Origin of the sequence: Flavobacterium chuncheonense, assembly GCF_042686145.1 — a bacterium.
Taxonomy (GTDB): domain Bacteria; phylum Bacteroidota; class Bacteroidia; order Flavobacteriales; family Flavobacteriaceae; genus Flavobacterium; species Flavobacterium chuncheonense.
Window position 1 is genome coordinate 155,120 of record NZ_JBHUPC010000013.1, and the last position, 20,753, is coordinate 175,872.

Here is a 20,753-nt window from a genome sequence, read left to right on the forward strand (position 1 = left end):
CCTGCAAATGCAGGGTTTTTATTTATCGCCTAAAAACATCTCTAAACTGATATAATAGCCTTTCAATTAGTCTTAAATCTTCAGTAATAACATCCGCTGTCCCTATCATTTCTTGTTGAAAATCAATATCTTTTTTATAAGAGGTTTGTAAACCTTTTGGTAGTTCAATATCAATTAAAAGATTTCCTTCTTTATCTGGTGTGAGTGATATATTTTTTACTTTTCCTTCAATTATTCCAAACTCTCTATCAGGATAATTTGCCAAACGGATATTTACTTTTTGTCCAACTTTAATTTTACCTGAATTTTGAGCTTGAGCTTTTAATTTCCCTATAAAACTATTGGATTCAGTTGGAACTATTGAAAATAATGTTTCTCCAGATTGGATAAATTGATTTTCACTCCAAACTTGTAAATAACTCACTTTCCCATTTATTGAACCAATAAAAGCATATTGTAATTCCCAATCTTTTACAGCTTTTTTTAGTTGATAGAATGACTGTAAAACACTTCGTTCTAAATTCACATTCTCTTTATTTTCATTAATCTTTGTCACTTGACTATTTCGATTTAAATCATTTAAAGATGATCTTAACTGTGAGATAGAGCTTAAAAGAGATTGATACGCTTTTTCAGCTTGAAGATATTGTAAACGTTGTTTTTCTATTTCCTGAGCAGAAATTATTCCCTTTTTAAATAATTGTTCGTATCGATCAATATCTTTTTTTTGAAGTTGTAGTTCCGCTTTGTTAATTTCTTTTTGATTAATTAGTAAATTTAATCGTTCATTTAATTGTTTACCTTCAAATGATTGCGCAGATGATTCAACTTGAAATGGTTTTAACTGTTTGTTCAAATCACTTGTGATATATTCTTTTAGGAAAAGTGCAAATGGCGCTTCCAAATCTCCTAAATTTGCTCCAATAAATAGTTTTAAAGGAAATTTACTTTCGTCTAAATTAATGGTATCTAAAACGGATTTTAGTTTAAAGACTTCTTTATAATCTGCTGAATTCTCAATAATTGCAAGTGGAGTGTTTGATTTAACTAGTGCTTTATCTTGAACTAATATTTTATCAATTTTACCACTTGTTTTAGCAATTAATTTTTCAGGTGGAGTTGAAGTAGTTATTGTTATTTCTGTTGTGATGGTATCAGGATATTTGACCCAATAGGATACTGCAAATAAGATAAGGATAATAGACAAAATCACAACTGACCCCCAACGTAAAATCCAACTTGGGATTTTAGTTAGAACATCTTGTACTTCTTCGCTCCTTAACTCAATATTATTTAATTCTGGCATATTAACCCCCTAATTGTAATTGATTTTTAACCAACTCATAATAGTTCCCTTTTTTGGCAACTAATTCTTCGTGATTACCAACTTCTATAATTTTACCCTTTTCTAAAACTACTATTTGGTCAGCATTCATAACCGTACTTAATCGATGTGCTATAACCACAACCGTTTTATCTTTGAAAAAGATATTTAATTTCTCCATAATTTCTTTTTCATTATTAGCATCTAAAGCAGAAGTGGCCTCATCAAAAAATAACATTTCAGGATTTTTATATACTGCCCGCGCAATTAATAAACGTTGCTTTTGACCAGTACTCATTCCAATACCTTCTTGACCAATTTTTGTATTAAAACCTAAAGGATATTCTTCTATAAATGATTTTATGTTTGCTACATCAGTCGCATATAAAAGCTTTTTTTTATCAATAATATCTTGACCGATAGCAATATTATGAGCAATAGTATCATTAAAAATATAGCCCTCTTGCATAACAGTACCTACATGAAATCTCCAAGATTTTTGTTTTATATTTTTTAAATCGGATTTTCCAATAGAAATTGACCCAGAAAGTGGTTCGTAAAACTTTAATAACATCTTCATTAAAGTGGTTTTACCACTTCCACTTGTTCCAACAATTGCTGTTACCTTATTGGTAGGAATAGTCAAATTTAATTCATTTAAAACTAAACTATCTGAACCAATATATCTAAAAGAAACATCTTTTAAAACTATATCATCATTTAAAGGTATATCACTGGTTTGATGTTGTTCTTGTTCGCTTTCGTCTTCTTTATCGTGTATTTCAGAAAGTCTTGCTAATGAAATTTTAGCATCTTGAACTTCTCTTATAAAACCGATTAATTGTAAAACTGGACCGTTTAAACTTCCAACAATACTTGATATTGCCATCATCATACCTAAAGTAATTTGACCATCAATTACTAATTTAGCGGATAGAAAAACAATGAAAATATTTTTAAATTCGTTAATAAAGTTTGAACCAATGTTTTGTGTTTGTTCTAAGACCAAACTTTTCATTGAAACTTTGAACAAACGTGCTTGAATATATTCCCAACCCCAACGCTTTTGTTTTTCTGCATTGTGCAATTTAATTTCTTGCATCCCATTAATAAGCTCCATTACCTTACTTTGTTCTTGTGAAACTTCAGAAAAACGTTTATAGTCAAGAGCCTCTCTCCGCTTAAGAAAAAGTATTACCCAAAAGAAGTACAAAATACTGCCAATAAAAAAAACAAGAAATATTTGTAAATTATAATAAGCCAAAACACCACCCATTATAACCATGTTGACCATTGAAAATAAAACGGACAAAGAAGAAGTCGTTAAAATTCTTTCTATTCGTTTGTGGTCATTTATACGTTGCATAATATCTCCTGTTATTCGGACATCGAAAAACGAGATAGGTAAATTCATCAGCTTTATAAAGAAATCAGAAATGAGTGAAATATTAATTCTTGTAGAAAGGTGTAATAAAATCCAACTTCTAATATATTCTAATCCGGTTTTACCAAAAAACAGTAATAGCTGTGCAAACAAAACCAAATAAATAAAATGAATATTTTGATTTTGGATACCTACATCTACTATACTTTGGGTTAAAAATGGAAAAATTAGCTGTAATAAACTCCCAGCCAATAAGCCAATTGCTAATTGAACCACAAATGATTTGTATGGAATAATATATTTTGTTAATAACGAAAACCGGAAAGTCTTTTCTTCTTTATCATCCCATTCGTTTTGATAGAACTTTGGGGTTGGCTCCAACAATAAAGCTATTCCTTCTTCCGTTTCAGAAGTAGCATTATTTCCAATCCAAAATTTTAAAAATTCCTCCTTTGAATATTCTAATAACCCATGTGCAGGATCAGATATGAAATATTTACCTTTTTTAATTTTATATAAAACTATATAGTGATTTTTATTCCAATGTAATATAGATGGAAGCGGTGCTTCTGATAATTTTTCTAATGAAATTTTAACTCCTAAAGTTCTAAAACCTAATTGCTCTGCTGCCTCACTTAATGTTAGTAAATTACTGCCTTCACGTGTAGTTTCACTTAACTGTCTTAAGGTTTGTATATTTAAAGTTTTACCGAAATGCTTGACAATAATTTTTAGGCAAGTGGGGCCACAATCTTTAAAATCTGCTTGTTTATAGAATGGAAACGACTTTTTAAGCATCTTTTTGTATTAATTCTTGCATTCCGTAATATTCAATTGCTTTTTGTTTTAATGGATTGGTACTCCATTCTGCCCACTCATTTGTATAAGGATTGTATCCACATTTTAAGGGTTTAGATAAATCTATTTCTCCTTTAAAATTTGAGCGTTCTGTATAAGCGCGACAATCTGTACAAATATGACGAAACTCGCAATCTTTGCAAACTTCAATCATATCTTTAGTTACATTCCAGTATTTTTTAAAATCGGGATGATTGAGTGCTTCTACTAAAGTAGTATCTTTTATGTTACCAAAACTTTGTGGCATTGATGGACAATTTTTTATGTATCCATTTTTGTCAATTGCTAATTTTCTATTTAGACAAGTATTATGATGTTGAGATTCCGAATGAAGTTTAATATTTGAATAGAAATATTCAAAATTTATAACTCCACAATTTTTCTCATTAAGCACATTTCTTTTAACAAACATTAGATAACCCATTCCAACATTTAAAGAAGGGTTGTTTTGGTCTTTTGGAGCGTTATAAAAAATTATCGAATGAATTCTGTTATGTTCTTTTATAAATGAATTTAAGTTATCTAATTCATTATTTTCCAAATATGGTAAAATAAAATCTATTGAAACAATTCTAGAGTTCATTCTGTTTAATTCTTGTACAATTTCTTTAATATAGTTAAAATCAACTTCACTATAAAAACGTATTTGTAGGTAGGAACATTTTAAAATCTCTAATTGATTAAAAATATTTACTAAATCATAATGACTCTCATCAAAATCTATTAAACAATTTGTTATTTCACATGGAGAACTCCATTCAAGAGATATCTTTGGAAAGAGATTAGGATTTAATGTATAGAAAGCCAATTTATTATCCATCAAAAAATTAAAATATTCATCTATAATTTCATCATATTCATAATTATAAGCTTTCTTGATATCTAGGATGGTTTTCCCATTGTATTTTTCTAATATTTCATAGAGCCCGTTTGGAATAAAAAAATAAGTATTATTTTGTGTGTCGGCGATTATACTTCTATTGTAACCTTTTACAGGAATACAATCAGTAAAAAGAACAAAATTAGATTTTTCCAAATTAGATTATTTTAGATATTGGTTTTATAAATGGTTTAGAAATATTCTTTGAATTTTGGTAAAAATTAATTGCTATAAGATTACTTTTTGGTTTATTTTTAAGTTTTGCAGTTTCATTAAGTTCCATCTTCAGCCCATTGTGTATATTAATTGGCTTTTTTATCATCATAAATTAATTTTTCAGCTATTACTTTTTCAATATAAAAATTACATGTGTTGTTTATGAAACTAATTTGCCCAGTTGGATTAATTTCAAGAAAATAATATTCATCGGCTTTATACATTAAATCGGCTGATCCATAATTTATATTAAATTTTTTAAAAATATTAGTTATTTTACTTTCAACTTCAATAGGTAATTTAAATGATATAATTCTTAAATTATTCATATTCAAAAGTTTTGTTCTATAATCTATATTGTTGTCAAAATTATAAATACAGGCCGCATATATTATTTCATCGATATAAATTACTCTAATTTCAAAATCTGCTATAATTCTCTCTTGAAATAACGAAATTGCAAAGTCGTTAGTGGTTTTCTGTAAAACTTCAGGTGTTATAGAAAATGTTAAATTAAAATTATATGAATATTCTTCATCTTCATAAATATAACTGTCCATTATTCTTTTGGACACTATTCCATTTTTTGATTCATATAAAGCATAAAAATCTTCAAGTTTTTGTTTGTGACCTGTAATCAAAGTATGTGGTATTTTTAATCCTTGATTTTTAGCTTCTAACATTACATCTAATCTATTAAACTCAAAATCAGAAGTTCTCTTACCTAATTTATATACTGTTTTTTGTAATAAATAGGCATCGTTTAAAATTTCATAACACTTATCTTCATAGTTCCCTCCAAAAGAATTAAGACCACCCCCGTTAAACCATATACTTTTTAATTTTTCTAACTCTATGTTTTTTTGAAAGGTGGTATTAATAACGTAAGAGTTCTCTTCATTAGAAAATTCCATTTTATTAATTTCAACTTTGTCGGTTTCATTAAAACGAATAAAATTAGTGCCTAAACAATCAACAACTTGATTTACAAAATCATCGATATCTTTACTATAAATTAGGATCATATAATTTAGTTATTCAAATAAAACTCCCAATCATCTGTAAGTTTCATAATAAAATTAAATTGTTCTTTGTAAAAAGTGTCATATTCTTCAGGGTTCTCTTTATTATATTCGGTTACAATAAAATTATTATTATGTATAATAAAATTATACGGATTGTTAAACATGAATTTCATTTGCCCAACCATTAATTCATTATCTCCACAAGATTTTGAATTATATAAATTACCTTTGTAAATGTGAAAACAAGAGTTATTAAATAATATGTTATTTGCACTTCTTTCATTGTCATACTCTAGATTTTTGATAGCTATATCCAATAAACTTTTTAAGTCGTCTAGGTTTTTTGGGTTTTGCTGTATTGCATGTCTAATTAATACTTGAAATTCAGGTGATTGAATTAATATGGTATCATTTTTTGTATAAACACCTATTTTTTCTTCAGAAGGGTAACCTTCATTTTTTAATAATGCAATTAATTTGTCTGTAACTCTTTCTGTTGTTTCAAACAATATCTTTGGTCCTTTTCTATTAGCTAACCCATAATCTGCTTGGTCTTCGTTAACTAATTTTTCAATTTCCTGTTTTAATTTAGTGTTTTTATTATTTTGGAATTCATTGTATATAGAATCGTATTTTTCACTAAAGCTATCCCATTGTTTATTCCTTTTTAGCGGTACTAATACTTTTGCGTTAAAATAATTAATACTTACTCCTTTTTTTGCTATTTTTTCAGCCCAATAGAAAGCATTTTCATAATCTCTTGAAAATACAGCGCAACGTATGGCATTATGAAGGTCTCTAGCAAACAATATAGGATACTTTTTATGTAATGCTAAGTATTGTTCTTTTGCTTTTGCATATTGCCTTTTTATAATATAATTTTCGGCTTCTTTTGTGTAAGTATAATAATTTACTTCTTTAACTTCTTCTTTTTTCGATAACAATACGTTATTAGCTATAAGTGTCTTGTAGGCTGGCTTTTTCTCGTTTTTTATTTTTTTTCGTTTGTTTTTGTTTGGATAAAAAACCATTGAACCTATATCAAAAATTTCTGCGTAACAATTTCTACCTCCAAATGCAAGCAAGGTATTACTTGTAATTTTACCTTTAATTTTAAAAAATCTTTTTCTTTTAGATTCTTTCGTTCTAAAGTGAGAATAATTTTCAAAATAAAAAGCAGGAAAAGAATCTAATATTGTGGTCTGATCTACTAGTTGATTATTTAATGTTACCTCAATAAATTCCTCATTAACAACTCTACTGTAATATAATTTCTTAATGGTGTCTTCTTTCCTCCCTAAAAATACATCAATCTTGTTTTCAATACTACTTTCTTTTTTACCACTGACTAAATCACCCCATCCACCAGACACATATCCTTCAATTTCTATTATACTATCTTTTGAGTTAAATAATACTTTTTCAAAATCAATTTTTAAAAAATACATGTAATGATTCTCAATGAAATCAAAGTTTCTGTAATCTTTACTTCGAAATTTTATACCATAATTAATTATGCCTTTGTAATTTCTGTCATCCACAAAATAGGGATGTGGCAAAGTATCATTTTTATTAGGGAACAACTTATTTTTATATTGCCATAAATTATACGTTTGATCAAAAACTTTGTTTTTTTCAAAATCTTTACTAGAATAATTCTTGCTTAATCTATCACTTTGGCTATTAGCGGAATGATTAATTAAAAGTGTAAAAAAGAGAAAAAAAATTATTGAAATTATGTTTTTCATTTTTTATTGTGATAACAAATCTTTTTAATCTGATTGTAATTAATTAAAAATAGAGACCTAAATTAAATTAATTTAGGTCTTGAGAAAAAAAGGAAATCAATTATCCGTTTAAATAATTATTACATTCCTCAGCGGTAATTATACTAACATTTGTTCTATTATGGTAAGTAATAAAACCATCTCCTCTATCTACGTCATAACCGTAGTCATACTTATAAATTGTATCTGGGTTGGATGCAGAAGTACCAATTCCACAACCACTCCCTGCAGGAGTAACTGTGTTTTGCCCACCTAAAACAAATAATTGTTCTTTTTTTAAAGCATTTTCTTTAAACTTTTCTAATTTTAAACTTTCTAATTTCATAATTAAAAATTTAGATATTAATAATAATTATAGCAATAATAATTTTGCGCGCTTTATTATTGTGAATATCAAAAATAACGGATTATAAAATATCTTTTTTACGGCTTTTATTCAAAAAAGGTGTGGTTTTAAATTTAAACTAATTTTATAATCTTAGCTTTCTCAATTAAATCCTTATCATTTCCATTTTCTCCATTAAGTAAATGAAATTTAATTTCTTTTTTTCTTTTTTCTATTGCACTTAATGAAATTCCTATAAAACCTGGCAAGTCTTTTGTTTTTACTCCTCTTTCAAGGAGTCTAATAATTTCACTATCAATATCGTCAAATTTAAATTTCGTTTGATTAAATTGGTGTAAAGCATCTAGCATAATTTCAGAAACAAAAAACTCTCCATTTAAAACCTTTGAAAAGATTTCTGAAAAAGTTTCAAAATTAATGTCAGACTTATTTACTATTGCATCAGGTTTTAATTCTTTAAATATCTTATTAATTACACAACCTTCAGCATGCATAGATATCATTAAAACTTTAGCATCGGTAAATTTATTCTTGAAATCTAAAGCCAAATCTATACCGTCATAAATACTCATTTCGCTATATTCAGGTATACTTATGTCTAAAATAGCAATGTCGATTTTGTTATTTTCGTTGTAGTTAACTTTTATGAGGTTATAAGCTTCTTTAGCATTAGTACTTTTAATAAAATTAAAAGTATAATCTTCTACCGTACAATTTAATATATTAATATAAGCATCCTGAAGCATTGGATGATCGTCTACAATAAGGATAGTGAGGCTAGATTTCATTAATAAGCTAAATTTGGAATCCAAATATATAACGTTTGAGAATTTATATTGTTATATATTTAAAAAAAAATGCTTTTAATGTTAATTATTTAATATCTTATCTAGATAAAAACACGTTTTATTACTTTCTAAGAAATGCACTTTTATATTAAGCTATAAATACTACTTTTGAAAATTGAGAGTTATAGTATTTATGGCATACAAGTGGTTTTTATGGATTTTGTTATTTTCAATTTCGGGTATTTATGCTCAGGAGATAGAAACGCCATATAAGTCCAAAAAAATTGTAGCTACTAACGATACCATTGTACTAGAAAAAGTGAGTATCAACAAAGCCTTTTTCAAAATACTGGATAAAAATAGTATTTCTATTGACACCTCGTTCTACAAGATTGACTTTCAAAAAGGAACTTTACTTTTTAAAGAAAACTTTACTTCAAAAGACACCCTAGAAGTAAAATATTTAAAATTCCCGGATTTTATTACCAAAGAATATTCCATTTATGACGACAGTAAAGTGGTGCCTAATGAAGCTGGAAAACTATTTGTGATCAAACAAGACAAACAAACTAATTACAAACCGTTTGATGGCTTATCAACTTCAGGAAGTATCTCTCGCGGGATTACCATTGGTAACAATCAGAATACCGTTGTCAATTCCAATTTGGACTTACAAATTACTGGTAAAATATCCGACAAAATAAGTTTGAGAGCCTCCATTCAAGATAGCAACATTCCCATTCAAGAAGGCGGATATTCGCAAAAACTTGATGAATTTGATCAAATTTTTATTGAGTTATTCTCGGACAAATGGAGCATTCGAGCCGGAGATTTATTTTTGGAAAACCGCACCTCTCAATTTTTAAATTTCAATAAAAAGGTTCAAGGTTTGTCGACCAAGTTTACTCTGGGTACTCCAGAAAACAAAACCGACATTTTTGCTGCTACTGCTTTGGTAAGAGGACAATATGCTAGGAGTACCTTTGTAGGTCAGGAAGGTAATCAAGGTCCTTATAAACTTAAAGGTAATAATGGCGAATTGTACGTTTTGGTAATTTCGGGTTCCGAGCGCGTTTATGTGAACGGTATTTTGTTGGAACGTGGAGAAAACAACGACTATATTATCGATTACAATGCAGGAGAAATTATATTTACCTCGTTGTTTCCGATAACTTCTGAAATGCGAATTAACGTCGAATATCAATTTACCGACAGAAATTTTACTCGATTTGTCGCCTATGGTGGTGCAATGCACGAAGCCGAAAAATTTAAAATTGGTGGCTTTGTCTATTCCGAAAATGATATTAAAAACCAACCCTTGCAACAAAATCTTTCGCAAGAACAGGTTGCTATTTTACAAGACGCTGGCGACAATCAAAACTTAATGACTGCCCCTTCTGCATATTTAGACACCTATTCGGAAAACAAAGTGCTATACCGAAAAACGTTTTTTGGAACCACTGAAATATTTGAGTATTCCAACAATCCTGACGATGAATTGTACAACGTTCGCTTCAGTTTTGTAGGAGAGAATCAAGGAAATTATGTAATTGCCAACAACAACACTATTGGTAAAATATACGAATATGTTCCACCTGTTGCCGGAGTTCCACAAGGAAATTTTGAACCGATAATTCCATTAATTGCACCTACAAAAATTCAAATTGCGACAATCTTAGGAAATTATAATCCTTCCGAGAAAACATTAGTTGATTTTGAAGCAGCAATTAGCAATAATGATCAAAATTTATACTCCAATATTGACGACAACAACAATAAAGGTTGGGCTGGTAAATTGAATGCAAAACAACGTGTTTACAGTGGTAACATCAATATCGATGCTTTTGCTAATTTTCAGTTGATTCAAAAAGATTTTAAATCCATTGAGCGTTTGTATAATATTGAATTCAACCGTGATTGGAATTTAACAACCCCACTAGGCAATCAGAGTTTACTGATTACGGGTGCTGATTTAAATTTGAAAAAAAATGGAGTTGCCAAGTACCAATTTGAAAAACTCGATTTTAGTGAAAACTTTGCGGGAAATCGTCATATTCTAGAAACCCATTTGAAATTTAATAACACTACTTTTTCAAACAATTTTAGTGCTTTGAAAAGTTCGGGAGATTATGCCGATTCAAAATTTACAAGAAATCAAACCCAACTAAAACATCACTTTTCTAAAAACTGGGTGGGCGGTAGTTTTCGTCACGAAAACAATCAAGAAACCTTAAATGAAACCCAAGCATTAAGCAACTTGAGTCAACGTTTTTCTGAATTTGGTGCATTTGTTGGACGAGGTGATTCTACCAAAGTTTTTGTAGAAATTGGTTATCTCAACCGTGTAAACGATAGTATTCAAAATCAATTACTAACTCGTGTAAACCAATCGGATTCGTATTATTTAAAATCACAATTGGTTAAAACCGAAAAATCGAATTTAAGCGTTTTTATTAATTATAGAAATTTGAGATATGAGGATGACTTGAAAAAAGATGAACCTTCATTGAATTCGAGAATTCTGTATAGTGATAATTTTTTTAACCGATTATTACAAAGCACTACTACTTACGAAACTTCTTCGGGTACCATTGCACAACAAGAATTTACCTATTTGGAAGTTGAAGCAGGTCAAGGAGTTTACACTTGGAACGATTATAACGGTAACGGCATTCAGGAATTACAAGAATTTGAAATTGCACCCTACCCCGATCAAGCCAAGTATGTACGTGTGTTTTTACCGAACCAAGTATTCTTAAGAACCCATCAAAATAAATTTTCACAAGCATTAAATTTTAATGGTTCGATTTGGCAAAATGAAATAGGTTTTAAAAAGTTCATCTCCCATTTTTACAACCAAACATCTTTATTGGTAGAGAGAAAAATATTACGTAATGAAGATAATTTTGACTTAAATCCGTTTTCAAACAACGAGGACATTGTGGGCTTAAACAATAGTTTTAGAAATAGTTTGTTTTACAACCGAGGCAAACAAAAGAATAGCACAACCTATACTTTTTTAAACAATCAAGTACAAACACTGCTAAATGTAGGTTCACAAGAAAACAAAATACAATCGCACCAATTACAATACAGTCACTTGCTTAAAAAGAGTTGGTTATTCCATTTTGAAACAAGTATTGCAAAAACAACAAGTGAATCGGAGAATTATGCTACTAGAAATTACAACATTGATACGTATAGTGTAAATCCAAAATTATCCTATCTGTTTTCAAAAAATACGAGTTGGGACATCTTCTATGAATTCCAAAATCAAGAAAACACCATCAATAATCTAGAAGTGCTTAAACAAAATAAGCTAGGCACCTCATTTACATTAAACAGTGAAAAAGGTTTTTCACTTAATGCTGAATATTCATTTTTCAACAATGCCTTTTCGGGTGACCAACTTTCCCCAGTAGCCTTTCAAATGCTACAGGGATTACAAGCGGGTAAAAATAGCGTATGGCATCTGCTACTACAGAAAAACATTACTCAATATTTAGATATCAACATTAATTATCAAGGCCGTAAATCCGAAACTAGTAAAATAATTCACACAGGTAATGTTCAATTAAGAGCGTTTTTTTAGTTAATTTTTTAGATTTATAACATCAAATAGCTACTTTTACGACTCAAATTTCTCAGCCTCAAAACCATGAAGAAAGCTTTACTTGCATTAACCTTATTACTTTTCTCGATATTTTCATTCTCTCAATTAAGTAACAAACACTGGATTCCACCCTTACACGCCAGAAATGGTGATGTTGTTGCAGATCATTATGTTTATTTATCAACCCCTTCACCTACTGCTTTTGCTGTAACAATCACAACAGGAAACGGCACACCTATAGCTGGTTCTCCTTTCACAATATCACAGGGAAACCCAGTTCGTGTTTTCATTGGAAACACACAACCATCACCAATGTTTCTCGATGTTAATGATGTAAACACTGTTGAATCAGATAAAGGACTAATTTTAGAAGGTTCAAAAGATTTTTATGTAAGTTTTAGGATTCGTTCTGCAAATCATGCTGAGATATTAGTATCTAAAGGAAAGACTGCTAAAGGAACTAATTTCCGCTTAGGAAGTGTCCCACAACTATATGACAGCAGTATCCGAAACTTTGTATCAAGTTTCATGGCAACAGAAGACAATACAACTGTAAATTTAACTGATTACAACCCAAGTGTAGTGTTTGTATCTGGAAGTGGAAACATTACACTAAACAGTCAAACTTTCACATTAAATGCTGGACAAAGTGTAGTCGTTTCAGGATACACAGATGTAGCTGCTAACTTTACCGGTTTTATTGGTGCCTTATTAACTTCTAACAAACCAATAGTGGTTAATAGTGGAAATGCAACAGGTGGGGCAGGTCCAGACCCAGGAGATGGAAATTCTGGACAAGACTTTAACTTAGACCAGATAGTCCCTTTTAATCAAATTGGTACAAAATATATTGTTGTAAAAGGAAATGGTAGTGCAAATTCAGAAAAGCCTTTAATTATTGCTACAGAAGATAATACGGACGTTTATACCAACGGAAATCCAAGTCCAATTGCAACTTTAAATGCTGGAGATTACTTTTTGATACCTAGTCTAAACTATCAAGGTTTTCCCAATCCAAACATGTACATTGAAAGCTCTAAACCAATCTATGTTTACCAAATTCTAGCTGGTAATACAAATGATGCAACTTCAGGATTAAATTTCATCCCTCCATTAAGTTGTTATTGGCAGAGAAATGTTGATTTAATACCTGATTTTAACAAGATTGGGAACGTATTATACAACCAAAGCAGAATTATCATTGTAACCGAAGTAAATTCACAAGTTACTATTAATAACAGTCCAATAACAGCCACACCCCAAGCTGTTCAAGGAAATCTTGGATGGGAGACCTATAAAGTATCAGGATTAAATGGCAATATAGCTGTTGAATCTACGGGTGCACTTGCTGTTGGTGTTTTTGGTACCGATGGGGATGCCGCAGGTTTTGGAGGCTATTTTTCTGGATTTGGTAGTGAACCTGAAGATACTAACATAACCATTTGTTCCAATACTACAATTGATCTTCTTGAAGCAATAGAGGGAAATCCTTCCGATGGCGGAACTTGGTCACCTGCTCTAATTAGTGGCACAAACATGTTTGACCCAAGTGTTGACATGGAAGGAACCTATATTTATAATTATAATATTACCTGCGATGGAATTACAGTGTCTGAAAGTGTTGATATTACTGTAACTTTCGAACAAGCACCTGATGTTGGTTCAGATGCAACAATTTCTTTTTGTACAACTGATACAGCTGTTGATTTATTCTCATTGCTTAATACCACAAACACAACCGGGATATGGAGCCACAATGGGACAACAAGGCCTAATGGAATATTAAACCCTGCATCAGATAATTCCGGAGATTATGTATACACTATATTTACAAATGGTATTTGTCAAGAGGTTTCAGTTACAGTTAGTGTTACAGTAAATCAAAGCCCAACAATTAATACCATAACTCCTCTAGAAACATGTGATGACAGTATTGATGGGGATACTAGTGGTGAATCGTTATTTATACTTACGAATAAAGATTTAGAGATTGTTGGCAACAGTAGTAATATTCTAAATATCAAATATTACGAATTAATAACTGATGCTGAAAATAATGCTGTAAACAATATCAACACAATACGTGCTGTTACAGGAGAAATAATTTACTTCAGAATTACGGATGAAAACGGATGTCATACCATAGGCTCATTTGAATTAATTGTAAATCCATTGCCAGTTGCAAATGATGTTATACTAAAACAATGTGACACTGATAATGATGCTATTACAAGTTTCAATTTAACAGAAGCAACCCTACTGATTTCTTCAGAAACAAATATCAATTTAACCTACCATAACTCACAAAATGGAGCTTTGACTTTAACTGATTTTGTAAATGACATCACAAATCATACCGCTGCAAATGGATCAATCGTTTGGGCAAGGATTGAAAACACGACAACAGGTTGTCTCAGAGTCGTAAAAGTAGATCTTGTAGTTTCAACGACAGTAGTAGCAGGAAGCTACCCGCTTATTTTAAACACATGTGATAATTACTTAAATGCAACAAATACAGATACAGATGGCATTGACACATTCGATTTAACGGAAATTGAAAACTATATTCTGTCAAATTCTAATTTTCCAAGTGGGCAATCGTATACCTTTAGTTATTATGAAAATGCTACAGATGCGTTAGCTGAACAAAATGCTATTTCAAATCCACAAAGTTTTACCAATACAATTCCAAACACTCAAACGATTTGGGTACGCATCGATAGTGATATTAACAACGAGTGTGTAGGCTTAGGTGCCTATTTGACTTTAAAAGTGAATCCTATACCAGATGTTGAACTTGGTGCAGATTTTTCCATTTGTGTTAACCCTGTAACGGGAGTTGGTTCACAAGTAATTAACGCTAGTCCATCAACTAATGGCAATTACAGTTACCAATGGTCAACAAACATTGCTAGTTTAGACTTAAGCAATCAAACTAATGCAACTTATCTCGTTTCTAATGAAGGGACTTATTATGTAACAGTTACAAACGACATTACAAACTGCCAAAATACCGATAGTATCACAGTATCTTTTTCGTCAGAACCCGCTAATTTTACAGCTGAAGTAACTAGCCCTGCTTTTTCATCAAATACTACAGCGATATTAGGTATAGCTGAGGGAGGTTATGGTGAATACGAATATAGTATTAACGGTAGTAATTGGCAAACTAGTAACCAATTTGAAGGTTTACCTCTTGGCACGTACACCATTTATGTAAGGGATCAAAACAAATGTGGCGTAAAATATGTAGCTGATTTGTTTACGGTAACCTATCCAAAATATTTTACTCCAAACGGTGATGGTTTCCATGATACTTGGAACATTACAGATTTAGACAAAAGCTATAATGCACTAGTTACGATTTACGATCGTTATGGTAAATTAATACAACAAATTACACCCAACAGAAGTGGATGGGACGGCACTTATAATGGTGTACAATTACCAGCAACCGATTATTGGTTTACAATTAGTTATACAGAAAAAGGCGAAAACAAAATATTCAAATCACATTTCAGTTTATTAAGATAATGGAAGGAACAATCAATACAACAATTGAAAATAAAATTGCAACTATAGCATTCTATCACCCAGCAAGTAATTCGTTTCCTAGTACACAACTACAAAAATTAACCGATGCTATTCGCTTAGCAGGAGAAAATGAACAAGTAAGCATCATTGTTCTAAAAAGTGAAGGTAATGGCGCCTTTTGTGCAGGAGCTTCATTTGACGAATTATTAGCCGTATCCAATTTAGAAGAAGGCAAACTGTTCTTTTCGGGTTTTGCCAATGTGATCAATGCCATGCGAAACTGTCCCAAATTAATTGTAGGACGTATTCATGGAAAAGCTGTAGGGGGTGGTGTCGGAATTGTTGCAGCTTGTGATTATACTTTCGCAACCAACAATGCGGCTACAAAATTATCTGAATTAGCAATTGGAATAGGTCCTTTTGTTATCGAACCAGCAGTTTCACGCAAAATTGGAAAAACAGCTATGACAGGCATGACATTAGCTGCAACGGAATGGAAAAGTGCAGAATGGTCACAAGAAAATGGATTATTTACCAAAACTTTTGAAACTACAACCGAACTAGACGAAGCTTTAAATTCATTTACAGAAAATCTTTCAAGTTATAACCCTGAAGCATTGAATGAAATTAAAAAAGTGATATGGGAAGGAACGGAACATTGGGAACAACTACTTTACGAAAGAGCAGCAATTTCCGGAAAATTAGTTTTATCTGATTTTACAATTAATGCCTTAAATCAATTTAAAACCAAATAAATGTTTTTAACTTTACAACAACTCGACATTGAAGAAAAAGTAAAAAACGCACCTGATAATGGCTACCAAATAGGATTACTAATTGGTAGCTATTTACCCTTTGTGATTTTAGTCATAGTTGCATATTTGCTTTATTACTTTGCCAAAAAGAATAAGAAACGCAATTAACTAAATCTTACGCGTCTTCAACCAGCCTGTAATACTCAAACGCTCGCGTTTTACAGGCTTAACTTCATGTTCGAGCACCTGACTCTCAAAAACTACCATTCGCCCCTTTAAAGGGTAAATATTGATTGTTTCATCATCTTTATAAATAGCAAGTTCACCTCCGTATTCTGGAGACCAATCTTCATCATTCAAGTAGCAAACAATAGAGAGTTTTCTACTGTCGTCATTTTGAAAAGTATCCAAATGCCTTTTGTAAAATGTACCTATGGGATACAGTGCATAATGAAATTCACGATCTTGAATTCCTAAAAAACAAGTTCGGTTCAAATAATTAGTAAAGTCATCAATTTTTAAAAAGAAAAAATTTTCTGCTTCATTCAAATTTGATTCATCCAACCAAGAAATAAAATCGCCTCTAATAGTCTTTACTACTTTCTCTGTAAACTGATTACCTATGGCCGATTTTTTAAATTCATCTTCTTCATATTTTACCAACAAGCTTTCGCGCAAAGCTTCTACTTCTTCTGGTAAAAAAAAATCATCAACTACACTATACTGTTGCACTAAAAGATCATCTATAACCTTTTCATACTTAGGATTTAAAAAAAAATCGCTCATAAATTATCCGTGAAAAAAGTGCGCAAATATACACTTAAAGACAATACAAAAATCGCTTTATTAATTTTATTACATTTGTATAAAATACAACTTCGAAAAATGAGCAATATAAGAATCACCAAACAATTTACTTTTGAAACTGGACATGCCTTATACGGGTATGATGGAAAGTGTAAAAATGTACACGGACATAGTTACAAACTATCGGTAACCGTTATTGGAAAACCTATTACCGATACCTCTAATGTAAAATACGGAATGGTAATTGATTTTAGTGATTTGAAAAAAATTGTAAAGGAAGAAATTGTTGATCTTTTTGATCATGCAACTGTTTTCAATCAAAACACCCCTCATGTAGAACTAGCAGAAGAATTAAAAAACAGAGGACATCATGTGATTTTAGTTGACTATCAACCAACCAGTGAAAATATGGTTATTGATTTTGCATCTAAAATTAAAAACAGGCTCCCAAAACACATTAAATTACACTCTTTACGATTACAAGAAACCGAATCTTCGTTTGCAGAATGGTTCGCTTCTGATAACCTATAAAAAAAGCCCTAAAACTTAGTTTTAGGGCTTTTTCTTTATTGTTTGTCTAATTCTTATTTCTTAACAATTAAGAATTCTGAACGTCTATTTTGAGCATACTCTTCGTCAGTACATTTTTTACATTGTACTTTAGGCTCAGACTCACCAAAACCTTGACCCGAAATACGATCTTTAGAAATCCCTTTAGAAATTAAATATTGAACTGTAGATTTTGCACGACGGTCTGATAAATCCATGTTGTATTTATCGTTACCTCTACTATCCGTATGAGATTTTACAAATATAACCATCTCTGGGTGCTCGTTCATAACCATTACTAAACGATCTAACTCGCTTGCTCCTTGAGCTGTAATGTTACTCTTATCAAACTCAAAGAAAATAGACTCTAGTATAACTTCAGTTGGAGTAATAACAGGCATAATAGGCTCCATTAACACTTCAATGTTAACATCACCACCTTCAGACTTGTCCATAGCTACAATAGCATTTTCAAATCCTGAACGTGTAGCTTGAATACTATACGCTTTATAACACTCTAAACCGAAATTAGCTGTACCATTTGACGCTGATTGTTTTGTTCCAACTACATCATTTTTATCGTTTACTACAGAAACTGTAGCACCTTCAATTACAGCACCAGTCTTAGCATTTTTAACAACTACTAAACCATACACATTACAAACTGGAATAGCTACGTAAATGTTATCAACACCGTCTCTGTTACTAGAGAAAAAAGCAACCTTCTTAGTTACATCATAAGCAAAAGAAAAATCATCTTTTGAAGTATTTACAGGAACTCCAACGTTTTTAGCATCTGTACCTTTAGTTAAGTCGATACTGAAAACATCAAAACCTCCAAAGCCCTTTCTAGCATCAGATGCAAAATACAACACATTACCTTCTGCTATAAATGGGAAACTTTCATTTCCTTCAGTATTGATCTTGTCACCTAAGTTAACCGGCTCGCCATAAGTATCTCCATCAACACTTACTTTCCATAAGTCTTCACCTCCAAAACCACCTGGCATATCAGATGAGAAATATAACGTTTTGCCATCTTTACTGATACTTGGGTTTCTCATAGAGTAAGCTTCGTTGTTAAAAGGCAAAGCTGTTTTGTTTGACCAAGAATCACCTTCTTTAGTAGCTTTATAAAGATAAATTTTTCCAAACTTAAGGTGTTTAGTTTTATCTTTTACATACTCTTTTTCATTAAAACTTTCACTTCCAAAATACATGGTGTTTCCATCAGCTGTAATTGCAGCAGGTCCATCATGCCATCTTGTGTTTAAATTATCTACTTCAGTAGCTTCGCTAATAGTTCCATCAGCATTATAAATTGCTTTATAGATATCTAAATACGGCTCGTCATTCATTCCATTATTACGTCTTGATGTATTTCTAGCAGAAGCGAAATAAATAGTATTATCTTGAGCTAAAACAGCGCCAAAATCTGATTTATCACTATTTACATCAGAAGACGATACATTAAACAACTTTGGTTGTGAATTCAGTTCAGTAACATAATTCGGATCGTTTTTAAACGCTTTTGCACGTTGGTCATTTGGAGCCAATGATGCAAACATGTTCATCTGACGATCAGCCTCAGCATAGTTACCTTCTGCCTTAAGCATTTGTGCATAACGATAATACGTTTCCGCATCTTGCTTTTCTTCAACTACTTTAGCATACCAAGTAACTGCTTCTTTAGTATTGAAAACATTATAATAACTATCTGCAATTTGCTTATTCACATAAGCATCGCCTTTTCCTTTATCTACTAATTTTAAATATTCTTTAACAGCATCTACATATTCGTATCGAGCAAATAAGTTATCCGCAATTTTTGTGTCTTTGTTTTGTGCGCTTAGCATACCACTAGCGATCACAAAACTTAAGGTTATATACAGTTTCTTCATGTCGTTATCGCATTAAGGTTAAAAATATCGTGGTGAACTAGACACCTTCTTGTTGAAATTAACATCAAATAATAAAATTATTTCATGTGATGATGGCGTTGTAACCTTTAAGTCTGAAACAATATGATCATATGCATAACCGATTCTTAAATTAGGCAATACTGCATAATTTACCATTGCACCAAAGCTATCATCTAAACGATAAGTACCTCCAATTTCAAATTTCTCATTAAACAAGAAATTAGCTGATAAATCTAATGAAGCTGGTAAAGTATTGAAAACAGACTTCACCATAAAGAAAGGCTTGAATTTAATGTTCTCATTCAAATCAAATACATATCCCCCCGTCACAAAGAAGTGAGATGTCTCTGAACCAAATTCATACTGATCGCCATTAACACGTAAATCCAAATGTTTCGATTTTAACATATTTGGCACAGAAAAACCTAAATAATACTTGTTTGTATAATAGAATAAACCTGATCCGATGTTAAAATAAGTGTTGCTAACATTTTCAGAGAATGCAGGGTCGTTTGCTTGTGGTAGTGTATTATAAATATCATCATACAAACCAACTTTATGTAACGTTAATCCAGCTTTAACACCAAAAGCTAATTTATGTTCACCTCCTAAATTTAAAGTATAAGAGAAATCTCCATAAATATTATTTTCTTCTACAGGTCCAATTTTATCTGAAATAACAGACAAGCCTAAACCTACATTTTTTCCTACAGGACTATGACCGAAAAAAGTCCCTGTTGTAGGTGCATCTTCTATCTCTACCCATTGCTTTCTGTAAAGCAATCCCATAGATAAATTTTCTTTAGATCCAGCATAAGCGGGATTCATAACACTCATATTATACATGTATTGTGTATAATGAGGGTCTTGTTGTGCTTGTACATCCGAAAAGAAGACAAACATGAATAGTACAACTGATAGTAATTTCTTCATTATTATATTATTTTTTAATAAGCTACTCCTAC

General features: G+C 31.0%; 15 protein-coding genes. 5 read left to right on the plus strand and 10 right to left on the minus strand.

Annotated features, from left to right (window positions below):
- Positions 1-22: 22 nt before the first annotated feature.
- From ACFS5J_RS08285 to ACFS5J_RS08315, 7 genes are all read right to left on the minus strand, one after another.
- The gene (locus ACFS5J_RS08285; RefSeq protein ID WP_379811629.1) at positions 23-1,306 is read right to left on the minus strand and encodes an HlyD family secretion protein; all 1,284 of its coding nucleotides are present in this window, start codon (positions 1,304-1,306) and stop codon (positions 23-25) included.
- Position 1,307: 1 nt separating this feature from the next.
- Complete coding sequence (locus tag ACFS5J_RS08290; RefSeq protein WP_379811630.1) at positions 1,308-3,506, minus strand: peptidase domain-containing ABC transporter; 2,199 nt, start codon at positions 3,504-3,506, stop codon at positions 1,308-1,310.
- Positions 3,499-4,602: a grasp-with-spasm system SPASM domain peptide maturase gene (gwsS, locus tag ACFS5J_RS08295; protein WP_379811631.1), complete on the minus strand. Its 1,104-nt coding sequence runs from the start codon at positions 4,600-4,602 to the stop codon at positions 3,499-3,501. The genes ACFS5J_RS08290 and gwsS overlap by 8 nt, the downstream gene beginning before the upstream one ends.
- 146 nt (positions 4,603-4,748) lie before the next feature.
- Positions 4,749-5,687, minus strand: coding sequence for a hypothetical protein (locus ACFS5J_RS08300; protein WP_379811632.1), 939 nt, complete (start codon positions 5,685-5,687; stop codon positions 4,749-4,751).
- Positions 5,688-5,692: 5 nt separating this feature from the next.
- The gene (locus ACFS5J_RS08305) at positions 5,693-7,435 is read right to left on the minus strand and encodes a hypothetical protein (protein WP_379811633.1); all 1,743 of its coding nucleotides are present in this window, start codon (positions 7,433-7,435) and stop codon (positions 5,693-5,695) included.
- A 100-nt stretch (positions 7,436-7,535) separates the two neighbouring features.
- Positions 7,536-7,799, minus strand: a complete 264-nt coding sequence (locus ACFS5J_RS08310; RefSeq protein WP_379811634.1) for a hypothetical protein — start codon at positions 7,797-7,799, stop codon at positions 7,536-7,538.
- 134 nt (positions 7,800-7,933) lie between these two features.
- Positions 7,934-8,608, minus strand: a complete 675-nt coding sequence (locus ACFS5J_RS08315) for a response regulator (RefSeq protein WP_379811635.1) — start codon at positions 8,606-8,608, stop codon at positions 7,934-7,936.
- A 193-nt stretch (positions 8,609-8,801) separates the two neighbouring features.
- On the opposite strand from ACFS5J_RS08315, the gene ACFS5J_RS08320 reads away from it, so the two are divergent.
- From ACFS5J_RS08320 to ACFS5J_RS08335, 4 genes are all read left to right on the plus strand, one after another.
- Complete coding sequence (locus tag ACFS5J_RS08320) at positions 8,802-12,200, plus strand: hypothetical protein (RefSeq protein ID WP_379812256.1); 3,399 nt, start codon at positions 8,802-8,804, stop codon at positions 12,198-12,200.
- Positions 12,201-12,266: 66 nt separating this feature from the next.
- Positions 12,267-15,755 carry a T9SS type B sorting domain-containing protein gene (locus ACFS5J_RS08325; protein ID WP_379811636.1) on the plus strand — a complete coding sequence of 1,163 codons (3,489 nt, stop codon included), beginning with the start codon at positions 12,267-12,269 and terminating at the stop codon, positions 15,753-15,755.
- Entirely contained in the window at positions 15,755-16,510 is a 756-nt protein-coding gene (locus ACFS5J_RS08330) for an enoyl-CoA hydratase/isomerase family protein (protein WP_379811637.1), read from the plus strand. Before ACFS5J_RS08325 ends, ACFS5J_RS08330 begins: the two co-directional genes overlap by 1 nt.
- Positions 16,511-16,678 carry a hypothetical protein gene (locus ACFS5J_RS08335; RefSeq protein WP_379811638.1) on the plus strand — a complete coding sequence of 56 codons (168 nt, stop codon included), beginning with the start codon at positions 16,511-16,513 and terminating at the stop codon, positions 16,676-16,678. It abuts the gene before it with no gap.
- Here the strand turns inward: ACFS5J_RS08335 and ACFS5J_RS08340 are convergent, their stop codons facing one another.
- The gene (locus tag ACFS5J_RS08340) at positions 16,679-17,296 is read right to left on the minus strand and encodes a 2OG-Fe(II) oxygenase (protein WP_379811639.1); all 618 of its coding nucleotides are present in this window, start codon (positions 17,294-17,296) and stop codon (positions 16,679-16,681) included. It abuts the gene before it with no gap.
- A gap of 99 nt (positions 17,297-17,395) precedes the next feature.
- Between ACFS5J_RS08340 and ACFS5J_RS08345 the strand changes: the two genes are divergently transcribed.
- Positions 17,396-17,848, plus strand: coding sequence for a 6-pyruvoyl trahydropterin synthase family protein (locus ACFS5J_RS08345; protein WP_379811640.1), 453 nt, complete (start codon positions 17,396-17,398; stop codon positions 17,846-17,848).
- Positions 17,849-17,901: 53 nt separating this feature from the next.
- Here ACFS5J_RS08345 and ACFS5J_RS08350 read toward each other — a convergent pair whose 3' ends face one another.
- Positions 17,902-19,767, minus strand: a complete 1,866-nt coding sequence (locus ACFS5J_RS08350) for an OmpA family protein (protein ID WP_379811641.1) — start codon at positions 19,765-19,767, stop codon at positions 17,902-17,904.
- 18 nt (positions 19,768-19,785) lie between these two features.
- Positions 19,786-20,721: a PorP/SprF family type IX secretion system membrane protein gene (locus ACFS5J_RS08355; RefSeq protein WP_379811642.1), complete on the minus strand. Its 936-nt coding sequence runs from the start codon at positions 20,719-20,721 to the stop codon at positions 19,786-19,788.
- Between the last annotated feature and the right edge of the window lie 32 nt (positions 20,722-20,753).